The organism is Flavobacteriales bacterium (genome assembly GCA_030584065.1).
In the GTDB taxonomy this organism is placed as follows: domain Bacteria; phylum Bacteroidota; class Bacteroidia; order Flavobacteriales_F; family PHOS-HE28; genus PHOS-HE28.
In genome coordinates this window covers 3,467,018-3,481,844 of sequence record CP129489.1, presented here as the reverse complement: position 1 = coordinate 3,481,844, position 14,827 = coordinate 3,467,018, and the positions used below count along the sequence as shown (strand labels likewise).

22 protein-coding genes are annotated in these 14,827 nt (G+C 61.2%); 13 read left to right on the top strand and 9 right to left on the bottom strand.

The features are described from left to right. Positions 1-10: 10 nt before the first annotated feature. The 4 genes from QY325_14440 (at position 11) to QY325_14425 (ending at position 1,753) form a co-directional block, all read left to right on the top strand. Complete coding sequence (locus QY325_14440) at positions 11-424, top strand: winged helix-turn-helix transcriptional regulator (GenBank protein ID WKZ65955.1); 414 nt, start codon at positions 11-13, stop codon at positions 422-424. A 39-nt stretch (positions 425-463) separates the two neighbouring features. Continuing rightward, entirely contained in the window at positions 464-820 is a 357-nt protein-coding gene (locus QY325_14435) for a VOC family protein (protein WKZ65954.1), read from the top strand. Between the two features lie 323 nt (positions 821-1,143). Beyond that, positions 1,144-1,434 carry a hypothetical protein gene (locus QY325_14430; GenBank protein WKZ65953.1) on the top strand — a complete coding sequence of 97 codons (291 nt, stop codon included), beginning with the start codon at positions 1,144-1,146 and terminating at the stop codon, positions 1,432-1,434. Further along, positions 1,424-1,753 carry a type II toxin-antitoxin system RelE/ParE family toxin gene (locus tag QY325_14425; GenBank protein ID WKZ65952.1) on the top strand — a complete coding sequence of 110 codons (330 nt, stop codon included), beginning with the start codon at positions 1,424-1,426 and terminating at the stop codon, positions 1,751-1,753. Before QY325_14430 ends, QY325_14425 begins: the two co-directional genes overlap by 11 nt. Before the next feature lie 19 nt (positions 1,754-1,772). Here QY325_14425 and QY325_14420 read toward each other — a convergent pair whose 3' ends face one another. From QY325_14420 to QY325_14410, 3 genes are read right to left on the bottom strand one after another with little or no spacing between them, the layout of a single operon-like run. Next, entirely contained in the window at positions 1,773-2,132 is a 360-nt protein-coding gene (locus QY325_14420) for a DUF2200 domain-containing protein (protein ID WKZ65951.1), read from the bottom strand. 60 nt (positions 2,133-2,192) lie between these two features. Beyond that, positions 2,193-2,756 carry a PIN domain-containing protein gene (locus QY325_14415; GenBank protein ID WKZ65950.1) on the bottom strand — a complete coding sequence of 188 codons (564 nt, stop codon included), beginning with the start codon at positions 2,754-2,756 and terminating at the stop codon, positions 2,193-2,195. Beyond that, complete coding sequence (locus tag QY325_14410; GenBank protein ID WKZ65949.1) at positions 2,746-3,207, bottom strand: helix-turn-helix domain-containing protein; 462 nt, start codon at positions 3,205-3,207, stop codon at positions 2,746-2,748. Before QY325_14410 ends, QY325_14415 begins: the two co-directional genes overlap by 11 nt. A 199-nt stretch (positions 3,208-3,406) precedes the next feature. Between QY325_14410 and lexA the strand changes: the two genes are divergently transcribed. From lexA to QY325_14385, 5 genes are read left to right on the top strand one after another with little or no spacing between them, the layout of a single operon-like run. Then, the gene (gene lexA / locus QY325_14405; GenBank protein WKZ65948.1) at positions 3,407-4,036 is read left to right on the top strand and encodes a transcriptional repressor LexA; all 630 of its coding nucleotides are present in this window, start codon (positions 3,407-3,409) and stop codon (positions 4,034-4,036) included. Between the two features lie 18 nt (positions 4,037-4,054). Continuing rightward, complete coding sequence (locus tag QY325_14400; protein ID WKZ65947.1) at positions 4,055-4,258, top strand: hypothetical protein; 204 nt, start codon at positions 4,055-4,057, stop codon at positions 4,256-4,258. A gap of 35 nt (positions 4,259-4,293) precedes the next feature. Continuing rightward, the gene (locus tag QY325_14395) at positions 4,294-4,926 is read left to right on the top strand and encodes a hypothetical protein (GenBank protein ID WKZ65946.1); all 633 of its coding nucleotides are present in this window, start codon (positions 4,294-4,296) and stop codon (positions 4,924-4,926) included. A 6-nt stretch (positions 4,927-4,932) separates the two neighbouring features. Further along, positions 4,933-5,328 (top strand): hypothetical protein, encoded by a 396-nt coding sequence (locus tag QY325_14390; GenBank protein WKZ65945.1) that lies wholly within the window; start codon positions 4,933-4,935, stop codon positions 5,326-5,328. Positions 5,329-5,345: 17 nt separating this feature from the next. Then, the gene (locus QY325_14385; protein ID WKZ65944.1) at positions 5,346-5,855 is read left to right on the top strand and encodes a TIR domain-containing protein; all 510 of its coding nucleotides are present in this window, start codon (positions 5,346-5,348) and stop codon (positions 5,853-5,855) included. A gap of 111 nt (positions 5,856-5,966) precedes the next feature. Here the strand turns inward: QY325_14385 and QY325_14380 are convergent, their stop codons facing one another. The 3 genes from QY325_14380 to QY325_14370 all read right to left on the bottom strand — a co-directional run bounded on the left by QY325_14380 (position 5,967) and on the right by QY325_14370 (position 9,664). After that, complete coding sequence (locus QY325_14380) at positions 5,967-7,424, bottom strand: aldehyde dehydrogenase family protein (GenBank protein WKZ65943.1); 1,458 nt, start codon at positions 7,422-7,424, stop codon at positions 5,967-5,969. A gap of 139 nt (positions 7,425-7,563) precedes the next feature. Further along, positions 7,564-9,294 (bottom strand): hypothetical protein, encoded by a 1,731-nt coding sequence (locus QY325_14375; GenBank protein WKZ65942.1) that lies wholly within the window; start codon positions 9,292-9,294, stop codon positions 7,564-7,566. A gap of 148 nt (positions 9,295-9,442) precedes the next feature. Further along, complete coding sequence (locus QY325_14370) at positions 9,443-9,664, bottom strand: aldehyde dehydrogenase family protein (protein ID WKZ65941.1); 222 nt, start codon at positions 9,662-9,664, stop codon at positions 9,443-9,445. Between QY325_14370 and QY325_14365 the strand changes: the two genes are divergently transcribed. Together QY325_14365 and QY325_14360 are read left to right on the top strand one after the other, a co-directional pair. Next, positions 9,663-9,923, top strand: a complete 261-nt coding sequence (locus QY325_14365) for a hypothetical protein (protein ID WKZ65940.1) — start codon at positions 9,663-9,665, stop codon at positions 9,921-9,923. The genes QY325_14370 and QY325_14365 overlap by 2 nt on opposite strands. Next, positions 9,913-10,248 (top strand): hypothetical protein, encoded by a 336-nt coding sequence (locus tag QY325_14360; GenBank protein WKZ65939.1) that lies wholly within the window; start codon positions 9,913-9,915, stop codon positions 10,246-10,248. Before QY325_14365 ends, QY325_14360 begins: the two co-directional genes overlap by 11 nt. A 76-nt stretch (positions 10,249-10,324) precedes the next feature. On the opposite strand, the gene QY325_14355 is transcribed toward QY325_14360, so the two are convergent. The 3 genes from QY325_14355 to deoC form a co-directional block, all read right to left on the bottom strand. Continuing rightward, entirely contained in the window at positions 10,325-10,810 is a 486-nt protein-coding gene (locus QY325_14355) for a DinB family protein (protein ID WKZ65938.1), read from the bottom strand. Positions 10,811-10,851: 41 nt separating this feature from the next. Continuing rightward, the gene (locus QY325_14350; GenBank protein WKZ65937.1) at positions 10,852-12,066 is read right to left on the bottom strand and encodes a hypothetical protein; all 1,215 of its coding nucleotides are present in this window, start codon (positions 12,064-12,066) and stop codon (positions 10,852-10,854) included. Positions 12,067-12,162: 96 nt separating this feature from the next. Beyond that, positions 12,163-13,089 (bottom strand): deoxyribose-phosphate aldolase, encoded by a 927-nt coding sequence (gene deoC / locus QY325_14345; GenBank protein ID WKZ65936.1) that lies wholly within the window; start codon positions 13,087-13,089, stop codon positions 12,163-12,165. Between the two features lie 84 nt (positions 13,090-13,173). Here deoC and cysC point away from each other — a divergent pair, with 84 nt between their 5' ends. Further along, on the top strand, positions 13,174-13,785 hold the full coding sequence (cysC, locus tag QY325_14340; GenBank protein WKZ65935.1) for an adenylyl-sulfate kinase: 612 nt from the start codon (positions 13,174-13,176) through the stop codon (positions 13,783-13,785). 108 nt (positions 13,786-13,893) lie between these two features. Then, positions 13,894-14,799, top strand: a complete 906-nt coding sequence (gene cysD, locus QY325_14335) for a sulfate adenylyltransferase subunit CysD (GenBank protein WKZ65934.1) — start codon at positions 13,894-13,896, stop codon at positions 14,797-14,799. Positions 14,800-14,827: the final 28 nt, after the last annotated feature.

The window sequence follows — 14,827 nt, the reverse complement described above, 5'->3', positions numbered from 1 at the left end:
TTTCAACACCATGATCATCGAAGGCAACGAGTACCGGATCAAGCTCCACGGGCGCGTCTATCACTGCGCGCTGGATGTCACCATGGAGCTGGTGGGCGGTAAGTGGAAGGCCATCGTGCTGTGGTACCTGCGCAAGGACAAGAAGCGCTTCAGCGACCTACGCAAGCTGATCCCGGGCATAACGGAGAAAATGCTCTCCATGCAATTGCGCCAGCTGGAGCGCGATGGCTTCGTGAGCCGGAAGGTGCATGCCGAAGTTCCACCGCGCGTGGAATACGCGCTCACGCCACACGGCCGCACATTGCTGCCCTTGCTGGAAGAGATCGCCAAGTGGGGTCGCATGATGGGCGAGAAGCATGGCAGCATCGAGAAGGTGGAACGGCCGGCGAAGAGAAAGGTGGTGCGGAAGGCCAAGGCGGTTTAGCCGTGCACCGAGCTACCTTGGTCCTACTGAAAACATCCCATGTCCCGACACGTCACCGGCATCGGCGGGCTCTTCTTCCGCGCCAACGACCACAAGGCGCTCGCCAAGTGGTACTTCGAGCACTTCGGCATCAACAACGAGGAGGCGGGCTTCATCTGGCAGCAGGATGCCGGGCCCACGGTGTTCTCGCCCTTCAAGCGCGACACCGACTACTTCGGGAACGACCAGCAACAGTTCATGCTCAACCTGCGCGTGCAGGACCTCGATGGGCTGCTGCAGAAGCTCGAGGCCGCCGGCGTGCGCATCGACCCCAAGCGCATGGACGAGGATTATGGCAGGTTCGCGTGGGTGTATGACCCGGAGGGGAACAAGATCGAGTTGTGGGAGCCGAAGTAGATATGTAAGTATGGCAGAGACACCCTATGCCAACGAAGTTCAGATCGTCCGCAACGCGATCGAACAGCTTCGACATGAACAAGACCCAAGCCCGATCCCCGAGATGGAGGAGGAATGGAAAGCGGCTAGTACGGGCCTGGAATTCAATGGTATTACAAGTAGCGTGTTCAAGCATTTCCTTGCAACACGTACTCTAAGCCCCGAAACCCGATCAGCGCTGCACGCTGGTGCGCGCGCCATACGTGTGATCTTTGGGAGTGAAGAGCCCCGGTCGTGAGCAGCGATGGCACTGCGGGCCATGGTCGCATTACCTTTACACGACCATGAAACTCCTGCTCGTCAACATCACCGATCCCCGCAAGGAGAAGCTGGTGACCGACATTCTGAACGAGATCGAGGGTGTTGAGGTGCGGCGTGCGCCATCGACGGCGAAGACGTCCAAGCGCCGTGCGGCGAAAGCGACCACCAGCCGCCGTCCCAAGCTGAGCAAGCCCATGACCCCGCAGGAGGAGAAGTTCGTGAAGGGTCTTACCCGCGCGTTCAAGGAAATGGACGAGCACATCGCCGGAAAACGGAAGCTCAAGACCTTGAAAGAGGTGCTCGATGAGCTTTGACGTGATACCGATCCCGGAGTTCGTCAAAGAACTCAAGGGACTTGCGAAGAAGTACCGGTCCCTGAGGTCCGAGCTGGCCGAACTCGGCAACGCTTTGGCGGAAGAACCACACATGGGCACGCCGCTCGGCAGCAGTTGCTACAAGATCCGTTTGGCCATCAAGTCAAAGGGCGCAGGGAAGTCAGGCGGCGCGCGCGTGATCACCTGTGTGGTGGCCGTGCGTGAAGAGGTGTATTTGTTGGCGATCTACGACAAGAGCGAACAGGCCACCTTGACCAATAAGCGATTGAAAGAGCTGCTGAAGCAGATACCGCGATGAGTACCCAGCGCACGCAGCGTCATTCCCGCAAGATCTTCTCCATTGCCTTCCCCTTGGCCAGCTCATCCACCAGCTTGTCCAGGTAGCGGATCTGCTGCATCAGCGGGTCGGCGATCTCCTCCACGCGGTAGCCGCAGATCACGCCGGTGATCTTGGTGGTGTTCGGGTTCAGACGGGCCTCGGCGAAGAAGGTGCGGAAGTCGGTCTGGTCGGCGATGATCTGCTGAAGCGCCTGCTCATCGTAGCCCGTGAGCCACGTGATGACCTGGTGCAGCTCCTCCTTCGTGCGTCCCTTCTTCTCCACCTTCGTCACATAGTGCGGATACACGCTGGCGAAGGGCATCTTGAAGACGCGTTCGTTATTGGCTCCGGGTTTCATGGTGCTTCAGAGATCAGCAGGGTATTCGCTCATGCTCAATGCAACACTTACGATCATGCATCACAGCAGTGCATGGAGATAGTCGGCCGTGTTCTTCAGGCCCACCTTCCTGAACTGGTCCAGCACCTGATAGGCGTCGAGCTCCGGGGATCGTCGATTCGCCACCAGCTCCTTGAAGGCCTCCAATGCGCGCGTCTGGTTCAGGTCGATGATGTCCGTGAGGAAGTCATCGGCGCTCTTCGCTTCCAGCCCATACTTGGCCAACTCCGCGGCTGGGAAATCGCTCAGGTTGTTCGTGACGATCAGGTTGGCGTTGGCCTTGATCGCCGCGGCCAGCACATGGCGGTCGTCCATATCTGGAAGCTGCAAGGCTTCGATTAGGCCATCGTAGTTCTCCACGAGGGCATCCGGGAAGGCATCGCTCATGCGTTGGATGCGCTTGGCGATCGTTCGCTCATCAACCCCCTTCGCGCGCATCACCTTGATCCACTCTTCGCAAATGCCGCTGCTCCACTTCACGGTGAAGAGGTCGTAGTGCGCGAACCACAGCAGCAGGTCCCGGATGTTGACCGGGTAGATGACGTTGGTGTCCAGGACACACGTGAAGCGAACGCTAAGTATCATAGAGCCCGGCCTCTTCGTCGTCGCGCATCATGTCCTTGAGGTGCTGCTTCTGCGCCTCCTTCATCGCCTGACGGTACTTCATCACATCCTCATACCGGATGCGGCGGTGCTTGCCGATCTTGGTGAAGGGGATCTTGCCCTGCTCCAGCAGCTTCACCACATGCGGTCGCGAACAGCCGAGCATCTCGGCGGCGGCCTGCGTGGTCATTTCGGCGGCGATGGGGACGATCTGCACGGGGCGGCCCTCCCCCAGGTCCTTCAGGATCCGCGTGAGGAGCTGGAGCGCCATGGTGGGCACGGTGATCTTCTGGGAGGTCTCCTCGATCTCGATCTCCGTGGTGTCCTTGCGGGTCAGGCTCTTCAACGACTCCTCGAGCGCCGGGAACGATCGCCGCGCGGCCTCCTGCTCGGAGCGCGTGGGCGGGGGGGTAGGGGTCTCTAGGGCGGGCATGGCGTGCGGGATGGGCGACACGAAGTTAAACGAAACAAACGAAACGATGTTGCGTAGGGGCCGACTGTCAATCGACTGTCCGAGAACCATTCCTAAAATCATTCACTCGACCGAGGCAACCACCTCTATACCAACATCGTCATGTAGGTGGACAATATGACCACCCTCTTCCTTACCTTTGGCGACAAATTACGCACACATGAGCTCTGACGAGCAAGACCGCAAGGGACTCACCTTCATTCGGAACTACCTCCGGGCTACCGGTAAGGCTCCGTCCCTGCGTGCCATTGGCAACGTAGTGGGGTACAACTCGCCACGCTCTGTCCAGATGATGCTGCAACGATTGGCGAACAAGGATCTCCTGAAATACGAGGACGGAGAAATTTCATTGGTCGACGAGGTGAGCGCTGCCACGCCGCACACCGTAGATGTTCCTCTGGTCGGGTCTGCTGCATGCGGTCTTCCCACGTTGGCGGAACAGGAGCCACAGGGCTGGGTGAGGGTCTCTACAAGGATCGCCAAGCCCGGTTACACGCACTTTCTGCTGCGCGCCCTTGGCACCTCCATGAATACTGCGCCGATCCCGATCAACCCTGGTGATCTCGTGCTGGTGAGGCAGCAGGCCCATGCCAACCCCGGCGAGATCGTTGTAGCGCTTGTCGACAACGAGGCCACCATCAAGGTGTTCGACCGTAAGGGGGAACACGTCATTCTTCGACCTCGCTCCAACGACGAAGCTGCCGGACACAGGCCGATCGTAGTGACCGATGACCTAATGATCCAAGGGCTCGTGATTGCTGCCCTTCCAGATGCACTGAACGACGAATAACAAACAACAACGACGACCATGAGCAAATCGACGCGCAACACCGGCAAACCTTGGACTTCGACCGAAGTCAAGCAACTCGCGAAACTGGCCAGCGAGAACACACCAACACGAGTGATTGGCCTCAAGCTGGGACGCACCCCTGACGCGGTTTACTCCAAGGCTTCCGCCGAGAACGTTTCCTTGAAGCCCACGAACCAGGCGCCTTACAACCGCAAGAAGTAGGCGCAGCACAACTCCACCTCAAGCCCCTCTAGCACATGAGTCTCTTTACGAAGCAAGAAGTACGGCAGTCTGCGGCTCAGGCCTCAGGAGCAACAGCCAGTGACCTGCTCTACGAAGCTGCCCTGAACGTTCGCGCTGAGGGCAAATTCAGGCAACTCGCAGAGGCTGCGAAGGAAACACCGGTGCGCACTTTCGACATCTTTCTTTCACACGCCTTCGCTGATAAGTCCATTGTCCTGGGCATATACACACTACTGAGCCAGTCCGGATTCTCTGTTTACGTCGACTGGATCCACGATCGGCAATTGGACCGTTCGGCAGTCTCGCCTGCGACGGCTGATGTGCTTCGGAAAAGAATGCGGCAGTGTAAGTCGCTCTTCTTCTTCACAACCACCAATGCCACGGACTCGAAATGGATGCCGTGGGAGTGTGGCTACTTCGACGGCTTTGATAGCAAGCTCGCAGGCGAAGTCGTGCAGCATGGCCATGTCGCTATCCTTCCGGTGGTTGAAGCAGGCCAAAGCACCTTCAAGGGTGTAGAGTATCTCGGCCTATATCCTCTGGCCGAAAAAGGGAATCACCCGCGGCGAAACGTGAACATCCACAACCAATCTGACCGCACACGATATAAGCACTTTGATGCCTGGGTTGCAAACGGCCATCCCTAGAAACCCATGAACGAAGATCAACGCAAGCACTTGGAGTTGCTTCAAATAACCATCACTCGGATGGCAGTGAATTCCTTCCTGATTAAGGGCTGGTCTGTCACGCTGGTTGCGGCCTTGTTCGCCCTTGCCGCGAAAGACTCAGACCGGTCCTTTGCCGTCGTGAGCTACTTCCCTTGCATTCTCTTCTGGTGCCTCGACGCTTACTACCTGGCACAAGAGAGAAAGTTCAGGTCGCTATACGAGGCCGCAAGATCCGGAAAGGCGGACCTATACAGTATGAAGACGCAGCCGCATGAAAGCGAACGTGACACATGGGTCAACAGTATGCACAGCACTACGCTACTTCTCTTTCACGGCACCATCGTCGCTGTCATCAGCGGTATGATGGCAATCCTCAAGTAACAAACACCGCAAGTCCAATGGCACGACGTGTATTCTTCAGTTTCCACTACCAAAAGGACATCTTCCGAGTTAGTCAGGTTCGCAACAGCGGCATGACCAAAGGTGGATACCAGCAATCGGGCTTCATCGATCACGCCGAGTGGGAGCAACTCGAGCGACAAGGCGAAGCCGCCATCAAGCGATGGATCAACTCACAGTTAGATGGTGCAACTGTCACCGTGGTCTTGATTGGCTCGGAGACGGCCAATCGGCCATGGGTGAACTACGAGATCAAAAGGAGCCATGAATTGGGATTGGGGTTGCTTGGCATCCACATCCATCAGCTCAAATGCCCACGTTATGGAACATCTTGGTTGAGGGGCGAGAATCCCTTCAGCAAGGTCGTTGTTGAGGACCATTGGTTGGTTCCGAGAACGCTCGCAGACACTGTTCGCATTTACGATTGGGTAGACCATGACGGTTATAACAACATGGGGCGATGGATAGAAGAAGCTGCACAACGTGCTGGTCGCGGTGTGCGTGTTTGAACGGTGGCTCATGGCTGTGCGTCATCGCGTGAGGGATAGAAGCAAGTAGCCCGCAGCGAAGCGAGGACTACTGCGGATAGCCCGACGGCGCGCACTTGGCGCCGGCACGCCCTAATTCAAATTCAGATACGCCCCCAACCCATGCAACCCACCTTCCCGGCCATACCCGCTTTCCTTGTAGCCGCCGAAGGGTGAGGTGGGATCGAACTTGTTGTAGGTGTTGGCCCAGATGACGCCCGCGCGCAATTTGCTGGTGAGGTTGAAGATCTTGGAGCCCTTGTCCGTCCACACGCCGGCGCTGAGGCCGTAGGGGGTGTTGTTGGCTTTCTGGATCACCTCGTCCACGGTGCGGAAGGTCTGCACGGCGAGCACGGGGCCGAAGATCTCCTCCTGCGCGATGCGCGCGCTCTGCGCCACGTTGAGGAAGAGCGTGGGGCGGCACCAGAAGCCCTTGGTGGGGAGGTCGCACGCCGGCTGGTACATCTCGGCACCGTCGGCCATGCCGGCCTTGAGGTACTTGTTGATGGTGCCGAGCTGCTCGCGGCTGTTGATGGCGCCGATGTCGGTGTTCTTATCGAGCGGATCGCCCACGACGAGCGAGCGCATGCGGTGCTTGAGCTTGCGGATCACCTCGTCGTACACGGCCTCCTCCACGAAGAGGCGGCTGCCGGCGCAGCACACGTGGCCCTGGTTGAAGTAGATGCCGTTGATGATGCCTTCGACGGCCTGGTCGATGGTGGCGTCGGCGAAGATGATGTTGGCCGCCTTGCCGCCGAGCTCGAGGGTGAGCTTCTTGCCGCTGCCCGCGGTGGCGCGTTGGATGAGCTTGCCCACGCCGGTGCTGCCGGTGAAGGCGACCTTGTTCACGTCCGGATGGTTGACCACCGCCGCGCCCGTGGCCCCCGCGCCGGTGACGATGTTGACGACGCCATCGGGGAGTTCGGCTTCCTGCAGGATGCTCGCGAGGGTGAGCGCAGTGAGCGGCGTGGTCTCGGCGGGCTTCAGCACCACGGTGTTGCCGCAGGCCAGGGCGGGCGCGAGCTTCCACGCGGCCATGAGCAGCGGAAAGTTCCAGGGGATCACCTGGCCGGCGACGCCGAGCGGCGATACGGTCTTGCCGGGGAACGCGTAGTGAAGCTTGTCGGCCCAACCGGCGTAGTAGAAGAAGTGCGCGGCGGCGAGCGGCACGTCCACGTCGCGGCTCTCGCGGATGGGCTTGCCGCCGTCCATGCTCTCGATGACGGCGAACTCGCGGGCCTTCTCCTGCAACAGACGCGCGATGCGGTAGATGTACTTGGCGCGTTCGGCGGCGGGCATCCTGCTCCACACGGTGTCGTAGGCCTTGCGGGCGGCCTTCACGGCGGCGTCCACATCGGCGTCGTTGGCCTCGGCGATGCGCGCGAGCTTCTGCTCGTTGGCGGGGTTGATGGTGTCGAAGTACTTGCCGCTCTTCGGCTTCTGCCACTTGCCGTTGATGAAGAGCTCGTATTGCTCTTGGACCTTGACGTGGTCCTTGGACTCGGGGGCGGGGGCCAATGCCCAGTCGATCGACTTCTTCTTGGTTGCCATATCCCTGCTCGCATCGGCCCGATAAGCGGGCCATGTCGCGAAGCGAAGCTACAGCCTTGGGGAGCATCACCCAACGAACGGGCCGAAAGCAGGCATGCCCGTCCGGTCACGAACGGGCATGCGCTACCGGGATCGATGGTCAAGGCATCACGAAGCGGTGGACGTGGCGTCCTGCACGCAGCATGTAAAGTCCACTCCGCAGGTTGGACAGCCACAGCTCATTCGCACCCGTGCGCAGCAGGCCGTGCTGCATTTCACGCCCGCTGGCATCGAGCAATTGCCAGGGCACAGCGGCGCCATCATTGCTCACGAACAGCAGACGGGCTGCCATATCCTGCCGGACCGCGATGCCGCCATCGTGCAACTCGCTGAGGCCCGTGCTCAGGAACTGGAAGGGAGGCGAGGTGTTCACACATCCGAAGGAATTCATCTCCACGGTGTAGTTACCGTTCTGTGTGGGGGTGTGGTTGGATGCGGTGGCGCCGTTGATGGGAGCCCCATCAAGGAACCACTGGGCGCTTCCGCCGCCGCTCACGATGAGGTCCGGAAAATCGTAGGAGATCACGGGCAATGCGTTCGCTTCTGCGTTGAGGCTGAAGCGCACCACCGAACCGTGTCCCGTATTGCTGTTGAAACCGTAAGCCATGAGGTCGCCGCCGGGCAGTCGGAAGCCATGGACAAACCCTCTACCATCCAGCGGTGCGCCGAAGGGGACCAGCAGCAGGCCATTGTTCCCGAAGCTCGGGTCCGGCTCACCATTGGGTGTCAGTTTCACAATGGCTCCAGGCCCGCTGTTGAAGTTGTGCCTGAGGAAGAGCAGTGCGCTGCCATCGGGTTCCATCCACAGCCCGCTACCTGCTGCATTCTCATCGGTGAAGTGGTAGATGCCATCGGTGCCGAATGACTGATCGATGGCGCCGTCCTCCATGAACGCCGCAACACTGGGGCTGGTGACACCGAGTTGCACACCATAGCCCACCAGGTAACCGCCCCCTGGGCGACGCACGATGCTCCAGTCTTTGAAGCCATCCGCCTGGCCTTGGGTCGCGATCACGGTGGGGTGTTCGGCCAGGCCGTTCACCCCGAATGCCGTGTCGGGCTGCCCATCCGGAAGGAAACGGGCCAGAGCGATGAAGTACGGGGGAGAGGGACTCGTGCCCACCAAGGCCGCAAGAGTCACCGATCCATCGGGGTCCATCACCGCGCCCAGGTTATCGGTGAACGGGGTGTAGCCCACGGACATTTCGGCACGCCCATCGACCGAGTAGCTGGTATCCAACACGCCATCGGTCGTATAGCGGAACACGCCCAGCTGAGAATAGCCCAGGATGGCCGCCAGGATCCGGCCGTCCGCATCGATGAAGACCTCCTCTGCCTCGCCCGGGGGAAAGCCTGAGGAGAACGCTGTGTTGTTATAGCCGGTTCCGTTGAAGGTACTATCCACAGAGCCGTCGGCATTGTAGCGCCACACGCCGGGGAACTGACCGGACCCCCCGTTACTGGCGGCGATCAACCCGGCGCCCACGATCTTGCCATCGGCCTGCAGCGCAATACTATTGCAGATGGTTCGTTGCTCGAAATGATGCGTGAGCACACCGTTCTGCCCGAAGGTGGGGTCGAGCTCTCCGCAGGCCGTATCGATCCGTGCCATGCATGCAACGAAGGGGAATCCATTTCCGCCCCAGCCTGCCAGCAGCAATTTTCCGTCGGGCTGAAGTGCGTGGCTCTTAAGGAATGACGTCTGTGTGGGCAGTATGTCGATGTCCGCGCAGCCATTGGTGCCGAAGACACCAGCGGGTGTTGGGGTCTGCCCGAAGGCACCACTGAGGACGATGACGCTCGCCAAGGATAGGGTAAGATGTCTGCGCATGGAGTGTTTGTTCCTGGGCCAAAGCAACTGCCTCAAGGACCGCATCGCAATAGAACCTTTGTTAGTACCTCCCGGAATTCGCGGTGTGCGATCCGTCAGCGATGTGCAAGATCCAAACGGACGTTCAGCCAACACAAGGCTTGTCCCCCTATGCCATGATCCTGCTTGCCGTGTTGTTCCTCTTGCTCCACACGGTGTCGTAAGCTTCGCGGGCGGCCTTCACGGCGGCGTCCACATCGGCCTCACCGGCCTCGGCGATGCGCGCGAGGTTCTGCGCGTTGGCGGGATCGATGGTGCGTGCGCCGAAGCCGGAACGGCGAAGGCGGTGAGCGAAGGTAGGAGCGCGGACGACGTATATTCGTATCATCATGACGCGTCTGATCATCGATATCCACGACCCGAAGAAGGAGAAGGAGGTGGCCGAGTTGCTGCTGAAGATCGGTGGCGTGGAGGTGGAGCGCGCGGAAGCCAGCCAGCGTCGGAAGGGCACGGCAGGGATCAGGCGTGCGCTTACCACCAGGGAAAAGAAGTTCGTGGCGGAACTGCGCCAGGCACTGAAGGAGGTCAATGACCACATGGCCGGCAAAAGCAAGTTCCGGTCGGCACGCGCATTCCTGAATGAGCTATAAGGTCGGTGTATCGCCCACCTTCCAGAAGAAGGCAAAGCGGTTGGTGAAGAAGTACGCCTCGCTGAAGGCGGAGCTTCTGCAATTGGTGAGCCTGCTCGAACGTGATCCGGAACAGGGCACACCGATCGGCAAGCGCTGTTTCAAGGTCCGGCTATCGATCAAGTCCAAAGGCGGCGGAAAGTCGGGTGGCGCGCGTGTGATCACCTGCGTGATCCACGTGCATAAACGCGTTGAACTGCTGACGATCTATGACAAGTCGGAACAAGGCACGATCACAGCGCGGGAACTCAAGGTGCTTTTGGACGAATTGCCGGCAGTGGGTTAGAACCTCTCCAGGTCACTGCTGTGCATTCGGGCGGAATAATGGCCGCAGCCGTGGTCCTTGGCTCCCGAGGTGGATCCTACTTGCTGCCCAGCAACGCCAGCTGCCCCCGGTGGTAGGCCAGGTGGTTCGTGCGGCTGATCACCACGTTCAGGCGGTTGCGGTGCGGCTCCTTGGGGAAGTCGGCCTCGGCAATGTTGGCGTGGCGCGTGAACCACTCCTCCGGAGCAAGGCCCGCCATGTGCTTCAGCAAGGTCTCGCTCACCTCCTTCCACTGGGCGCGTAGCTGGGCGATGGGCGGAAGGTCGGCCACGGCACCGTCCGGTTCATCGTGGAAGGGTTTGTACAGCGCTGGATGGATCGTCTCCTGAAAGCGCAGCAGGGGGAGCATCTGGTCGTGGACGGCGGTGAGGTGGCCGAGGAGGTAGATGCCGCGGTTGCGGCCGGGGGCCACCGGTTGCATCAGCTGCTCGTCGGTGAGCTTCTCCAGCAGCGCGTTGGTGTACCTGATCTCACTGGTCCAGGCGTCGAGCGCCATCTTCACGAACACATCGGAGGTGATCATACCGCCAAGGTAGGACCACGCGTCACAGGCCAGTGAACGGGTCAGCGCTTCACCAAGCGCACCGGCATCACCTCCGCGCCATCCACATGCAGCATGTAGCTGCCGGCGGGGAGTCCGGACAGGTCCAGCTGCCATGGCGTGCCAACAACCTGCCCGCGCAGCACCTCGGCGCCGGTGATCCCCAGCACGCGGTATGGGGCGCCCATAGCCTGCGGCGGCATCTGGACCGTGACGCGGTCAGCGGTGGGATTCGGGAAGGCGCGTGGCTGAAACACCCCATCCGCTTCGTACATGCCCGTGGACAATGCGTACCGGTAGATCCCCTGTCCCGGAGAGATCATGTTATACCCGATGAACACATAGCCGTCGTGCTGAAGGATGCCGCTGCCGTTGAGGTCGGCGGCATTGAGGTTGCCGGTGATGTTCACCCAGCTGGCGCCCTCGTTCGTGGAGCGGTACAGGCTGTCGCGCAGGCCACCCCCTGCGAAATGGCGCGACTCTATGTACAGGCTTGTGCCGAAGCGCTTCACCTCAAGCAGGCCGAGGCCGAACTGCGCCGGTGCGGTCCATGCGGTGTAGGAAGAGCCGAAGTCCGCCGAGCGGTAGATCGCCCCGCCTTGGGCCGTGTAGTACTGGAAGTTCCCCATGCCCCAGGTGTTCTCACCGTTCAGATCGCCGGGGGCGATGCCCGTGGCCTGGGTCCATGAGGCGGCATTGATGGTGCGGAAGACGCCGCCGCCGATGGTGGCCGCGAGGAAGTATGGCCCGGCAGCGCTCATGCCGATCACATTCAGGCTTGTGAGGCCGTTGTTCACGGCCGCCCAATTGGTGCCGTCAATGGTGCGGTAGATGCCGGCGCTGCTGGTGTATGCATAAAGCGCCCCGCCGTATGCCAGGAAGCCGCGCACCACGGTGGCCGTGGGCGCTCCCGGTGCCTCGGTCCAGCTGTCGCCGTTGTCGTCGGTGTAGTGGATGCAGGCGGTGGCGGCATTCAGCCCGGCGAAGTAGCGGCCGTTGAAGAAGATGCCGCACTCGGTGGTGTTGTTCGCGATGGGCGGATCGATCTCCTCCCAGTTGTCGCCGTTATCGGCGCTGCGGTAGAGTGCCGTCAGCGTCTTGGCGAAGACATGGCTGTCGGAGGCGCCAAGGGTGTAGGCGCCATTGGCCAGGCTGGCGATGCCATCGTTCACCTGGGCCCATTGGGCGGTGGCAGCGGCGGCGAAGGAAAAGGCAATGAGTGCGGAGCGTGTCCTCATGATGGGGTGATCGGTAGAGAGCGAACGTATCAGTGGTTCCCTGATCTCCCATCGGGGAAGCTGCCGGGATGTGAACAGCGGGCGGTTGGCGCCAGCCTAATCCATACTGAAGTAGTCCGCGCTCTGGTAGTGCCCGTCGGCCTCCTTCTGCAGCTGCATCAGGATGTCGTTGGCCAGGCTGCTGGCGCCGAAGCGGAACCAGTGCGGATCGAGCCACTCGGGGCCGAGCTCCTCCTTCACCATCATCAGGTAGTGGAGGGCCTCCTTGCTCTTGCGGATGCCGCCGGCGGGCTTCATGGCGATCATCCGCCCGGTGCGCAGGTAGTGGTCGCGGATGGCATGCAGCATCACCAATGTCACCTCCATGGTGGCGGCGGGGTTGATCTTGCCGGTGCTGGTCTTGATGAAGTCGGCGCCGGCCGCGATGGCGATGTCGCTGGCCAGGCGCACCTTGTCGTAGGTGCCCAGCTCGCCGGTCTCCAGAATCACCTTCAGACGGGCCTCGCCACAGGCTTCCTTGATGGCCGCGATCTCGTCGAACACGAAGCCGTATTCGCCGTTGTGGAAGCGCCCCCGGCTGATCACCATGTCGATCTCGTCGGCGCCTTCGCTCACGGCGAACCGGGTGTCGGCGATCTTCACGTTGCGTGGGGCCTGGCCACTGGGGAACGCGGTGGACACGGAGGCCACCTTAACCCCACTCTCCCCGAGGGCCTTCTTCGCCACCTTTACCAGGGAGGGATACACGCACACCGCGGCCACCGTGGGCAGGCCGGGGAGCTGGTCGTGCAGATGCATGGCCTTGTAGCAGAGCTGCTGCACCTTGTGGGGTGTGTCGGCGCCTTCCAGTGTGGTGAGGTCGATCATGCTGAGGGCCAGCTTCATGCCCTGCACCTTCGTTTCCTTCTTGATGCTGCGGGCCTTGATGCGGGCCACGCGCTCCTCGATGCCCACTTGGTCCACCGTTGGTGTCGTGCGCAGGTCGAGGGCCGGGGCAGTGCGGGAACGGGTTGCGATTGCCATGCCCGCCAAAGATAGCCGGATGCCTGCGCCATCGTGCCGAGCACCCCTGCCAGCGCCTTGGAAGTCAGTACCTTCGCGGCCCGAATGCCGATGGCCGCCCCCGCCCACATCCACCCCATCCAGCACCGCCTGCTGGAACGGTCCGCCAAGGAGACCCTGCTGGGCCAGCGCGGTTGCGTGGTATGGTTGACCGGCCTGAGCGGCAGCGGCAAGAGCACCATCGCCATCGGCCTGGAACGCGCGCTGCACGAGCGCGGACGCTACGCCGTAGTGCTCGACGGCGATAACGTGCGTACGGGCATCAACAACAACCTGGGCTTCTCGGAGGCCGACCGCACGGAGAATATCCGGCGCATTGCGGAAGTGGCCAAGCTGTTCGCGCAGAACGGCGCCGTGGTGATCAGCTGCTTCGTCTCCCCCACCATCGCTATCCGTGAGCAGGCGAAGGCCATCATCGGTGCGGATGACTTCTTGGAGGCGTTCGTGGACACCCCGCTGGAGGAGTGCGAGCGCCGCGATGTGAAAGGGCTCTACGCGAAGGCCCGCGCCGGTGAGGTGAAGGACTTCACGGGCATCAGTGCGCCGTTCGAGGCACCGCCCACACCCGCCATCCGAATCGCCACCCAAGGGCGCAGTGAGGAGGCGAGCACCACCGAACTGTTGAACTTCATCCTGCCGCGTGTGCAACGCAGTTGATCAAATGCGCTCACCACAGAGACACAGAGGGCACAGAGGCCATTCCGCTCAGGCCACTTTCGCATTTCTCTGTGACCTCCGTGCCTCTGTGGTGAAATAGAACCGACCATGCATTCCTACCGACTGACCCACCTGAAGGAGCTCGAGAGCGAGAGCATGCACATCCTGCGCGAGGTGGCCGCGCAATTCGAGAACCCGGCCCTGCTCTTCAGCGGCGGCAAGGACAGCATCGTGTGCTTCCACCTGGCCCGGAAGGCCTTCTTCCCCGCCAGGGTGCCCTTCCCCCTCGTGCACGTGGACACCGGCCACAACTTCGAGGAGACGATGACCTTCCGCGATGACCTCGTGAAGGAGCACGGCGCGAAGCTGATCGTGGGCAGCGTGCAGGAGAGCATCGACACCGGCCGCGTACAGGAGGAGACCGGCTACTACGCCAGCCGCAACAAGCTGCAGACGGTGACCCTGCTCGACACCATCGAGAAGCACAAGATCGACTGCGCCATCGGTGGCGGACGTCGCGACGAGGAGAAGGCCCGTGCGAAGGAGCGCGTCTTCAGCCACCGCGACGAGTTCGGCCAGTGGGACCCCAAGAACCAGCGGCCCGAGCTGTGGAACCTGTACAACGGCAAAAAGCGCCCCGGCGAGCACTTCCGCGCGTTCCCCATCAGCAACTGGACGGAGATGGACGTGTGGCAGTACATCCTGCTGGAGAAGATCCCCATCCCCAGCATCTACTTCAGCCACGAGCGCGAGGTGTTCGACCGCGACGGCGTGATCTACGCCAACAGCTCCTTCATGCGCCTGAAGCCCGAGGAGAAGCCCTATAGGAAGCGCGTGCGCTTCCGCACCATCGGCGACATGAGCTGCACCGGCGCGGTGGACTCGCCGGCGAGCACGCTGGAGGAGATCATCGAGGAAGTAGCCTCTTCGCGCGTGACCGAACGCGGCAGCCGCATGGACGACAAGCGGAGCGAGGCCGCGATGGAGGACAGGAAGAAAGAGGGATACTTCTGATCAGATGATCAGAGAATGAGATGATCAG

Coding starts and splice junctions, on each gene's coding strand:
- QY325_14440 (WKZ65955.1), top strand. CDS start 11: ATGATCATCGAAGGCAACGAGTACCGGATCAAGCTCCACGGGCGCGTC.
- QY325_14435 (WKZ65954.1), top strand. CDS start 464: ATGTCCCGACACGTCACCGGCATCGGCGGGCTCTTCTTCCGCGCCAAC.
- QY325_14430 (WKZ65953.1), top strand. CDS start 1,144: ATGAAACTCCTGCTCGTCAACATCACCGATCCCCGCAAGGAGAAGCTG.
- QY325_14425 (WKZ65952.1), top strand. CDS start 1,424: ATGAGCTTTGACGTGATACCGATCCCGGAGTTCGTCAAAGAACTCAAG.
- QY325_14420 (WKZ65951.1), bottom strand. CDS start 2,132: ATGAAACCCGGAGCCAATAACGAACGCGTCTTCAAGATGCCCTTCGCC.
- QY325_14415 (WKZ65950.1), bottom strand. CDS start 2,756: ATGATACTTAGCGTTCGCTTCACGTGTGTCCTGGACACCAACGTCATC.
- QY325_14410 (WKZ65949.1), bottom strand. CDS start 3,207: ATGCCCGCCCTAGAGACCCCTACCCCCCCGCCCACGCGCTCCGAGCAG.
- lexA (WKZ65948.1), top strand. CDS start 3,407: ATGAGCTCTGACGAGCAAGACCGCAAGGGACTCACCTTCATTCGGAAC.
- QY325_14400 (WKZ65947.1), top strand. CDS start 4,055: ATGAGCAAATCGACGCGCAACACCGGCAAACCTTGGACTTCGACCGAA.
- QY325_14395 (WKZ65946.1), top strand. CDS start 4,294: ATGAGTCTCTTTACGAAGCAAGAAGTACGGCAGTCTGCGGCTCAGGCC.
- QY325_14390 (WKZ65945.1), top strand. CDS start 4,933: ATGAACGAAGATCAACGCAAGCACTTGGAGTTGCTTCAAATAACCATC.
- QY325_14385 (WKZ65944.1), top strand. CDS start 5,346: ATGGCACGACGTGTATTCTTCAGTTTCCACTACCAAAAGGACATCTTC.
- QY325_14380 (WKZ65943.1), bottom strand. CDS start 7,424: ATGGCAACCAAGAAGAAGTCGATCGACTGGGCATTGGCCCCCGCCCCC.
- QY325_14375 (WKZ65942.1), bottom strand. CDS start 9,294: ATGCGCAGACATCTTACCCTATCCTTGGCGAGCGTCATCGTCCTCAGT.
- QY325_14365 (WKZ65940.1), top strand. CDS start 9,663: ATGACGCGTCTGATCATCGATATCCACGACCCGAAGAAGGAGAAGGAG.
- QY325_14370 (WKZ65941.1), bottom strand. CDS start 9,664: ATGATGATACGAATATACGTCGTCCGCGCTCCTACCTTCGCTCACCGC.
- QY325_14360 (WKZ65939.1), top strand. CDS start 9,913: ATGAGCTATAAGGTCGGTGTATCGCCCACCTTCCAGAAGAAGGCAAAG.
- QY325_14355 (WKZ65938.1), bottom strand. CDS start 10,810: ATGATCACCTCCGATGTGTTCGTGAAGATGGCGCTCGACGCCTGGACC.
- QY325_14350 (WKZ65937.1), bottom strand. CDS start 12,066: ATGAGGACACGCTCCGCACTCATTGCCTTTTCCTTCGCCGCCGCTGCC.
- deoC (WKZ65936.1), bottom strand. CDS start 13,089: ATGGCAATCGCAACCCGTTCCCGCACTGCCCCGGCCCTCGACCTGCGC.
- cysC (WKZ65935.1), top strand. CDS start 13,174: ATGCCGATGGCCGCCCCCGCCCACATCCACCCCATCCAGCACCGCCTG.
- cysD (WKZ65934.1), top strand. CDS start 13,894: ATGCATTCCTACCGACTGACCCACCTGAAGGAGCTCGAGAGCGAGAGC.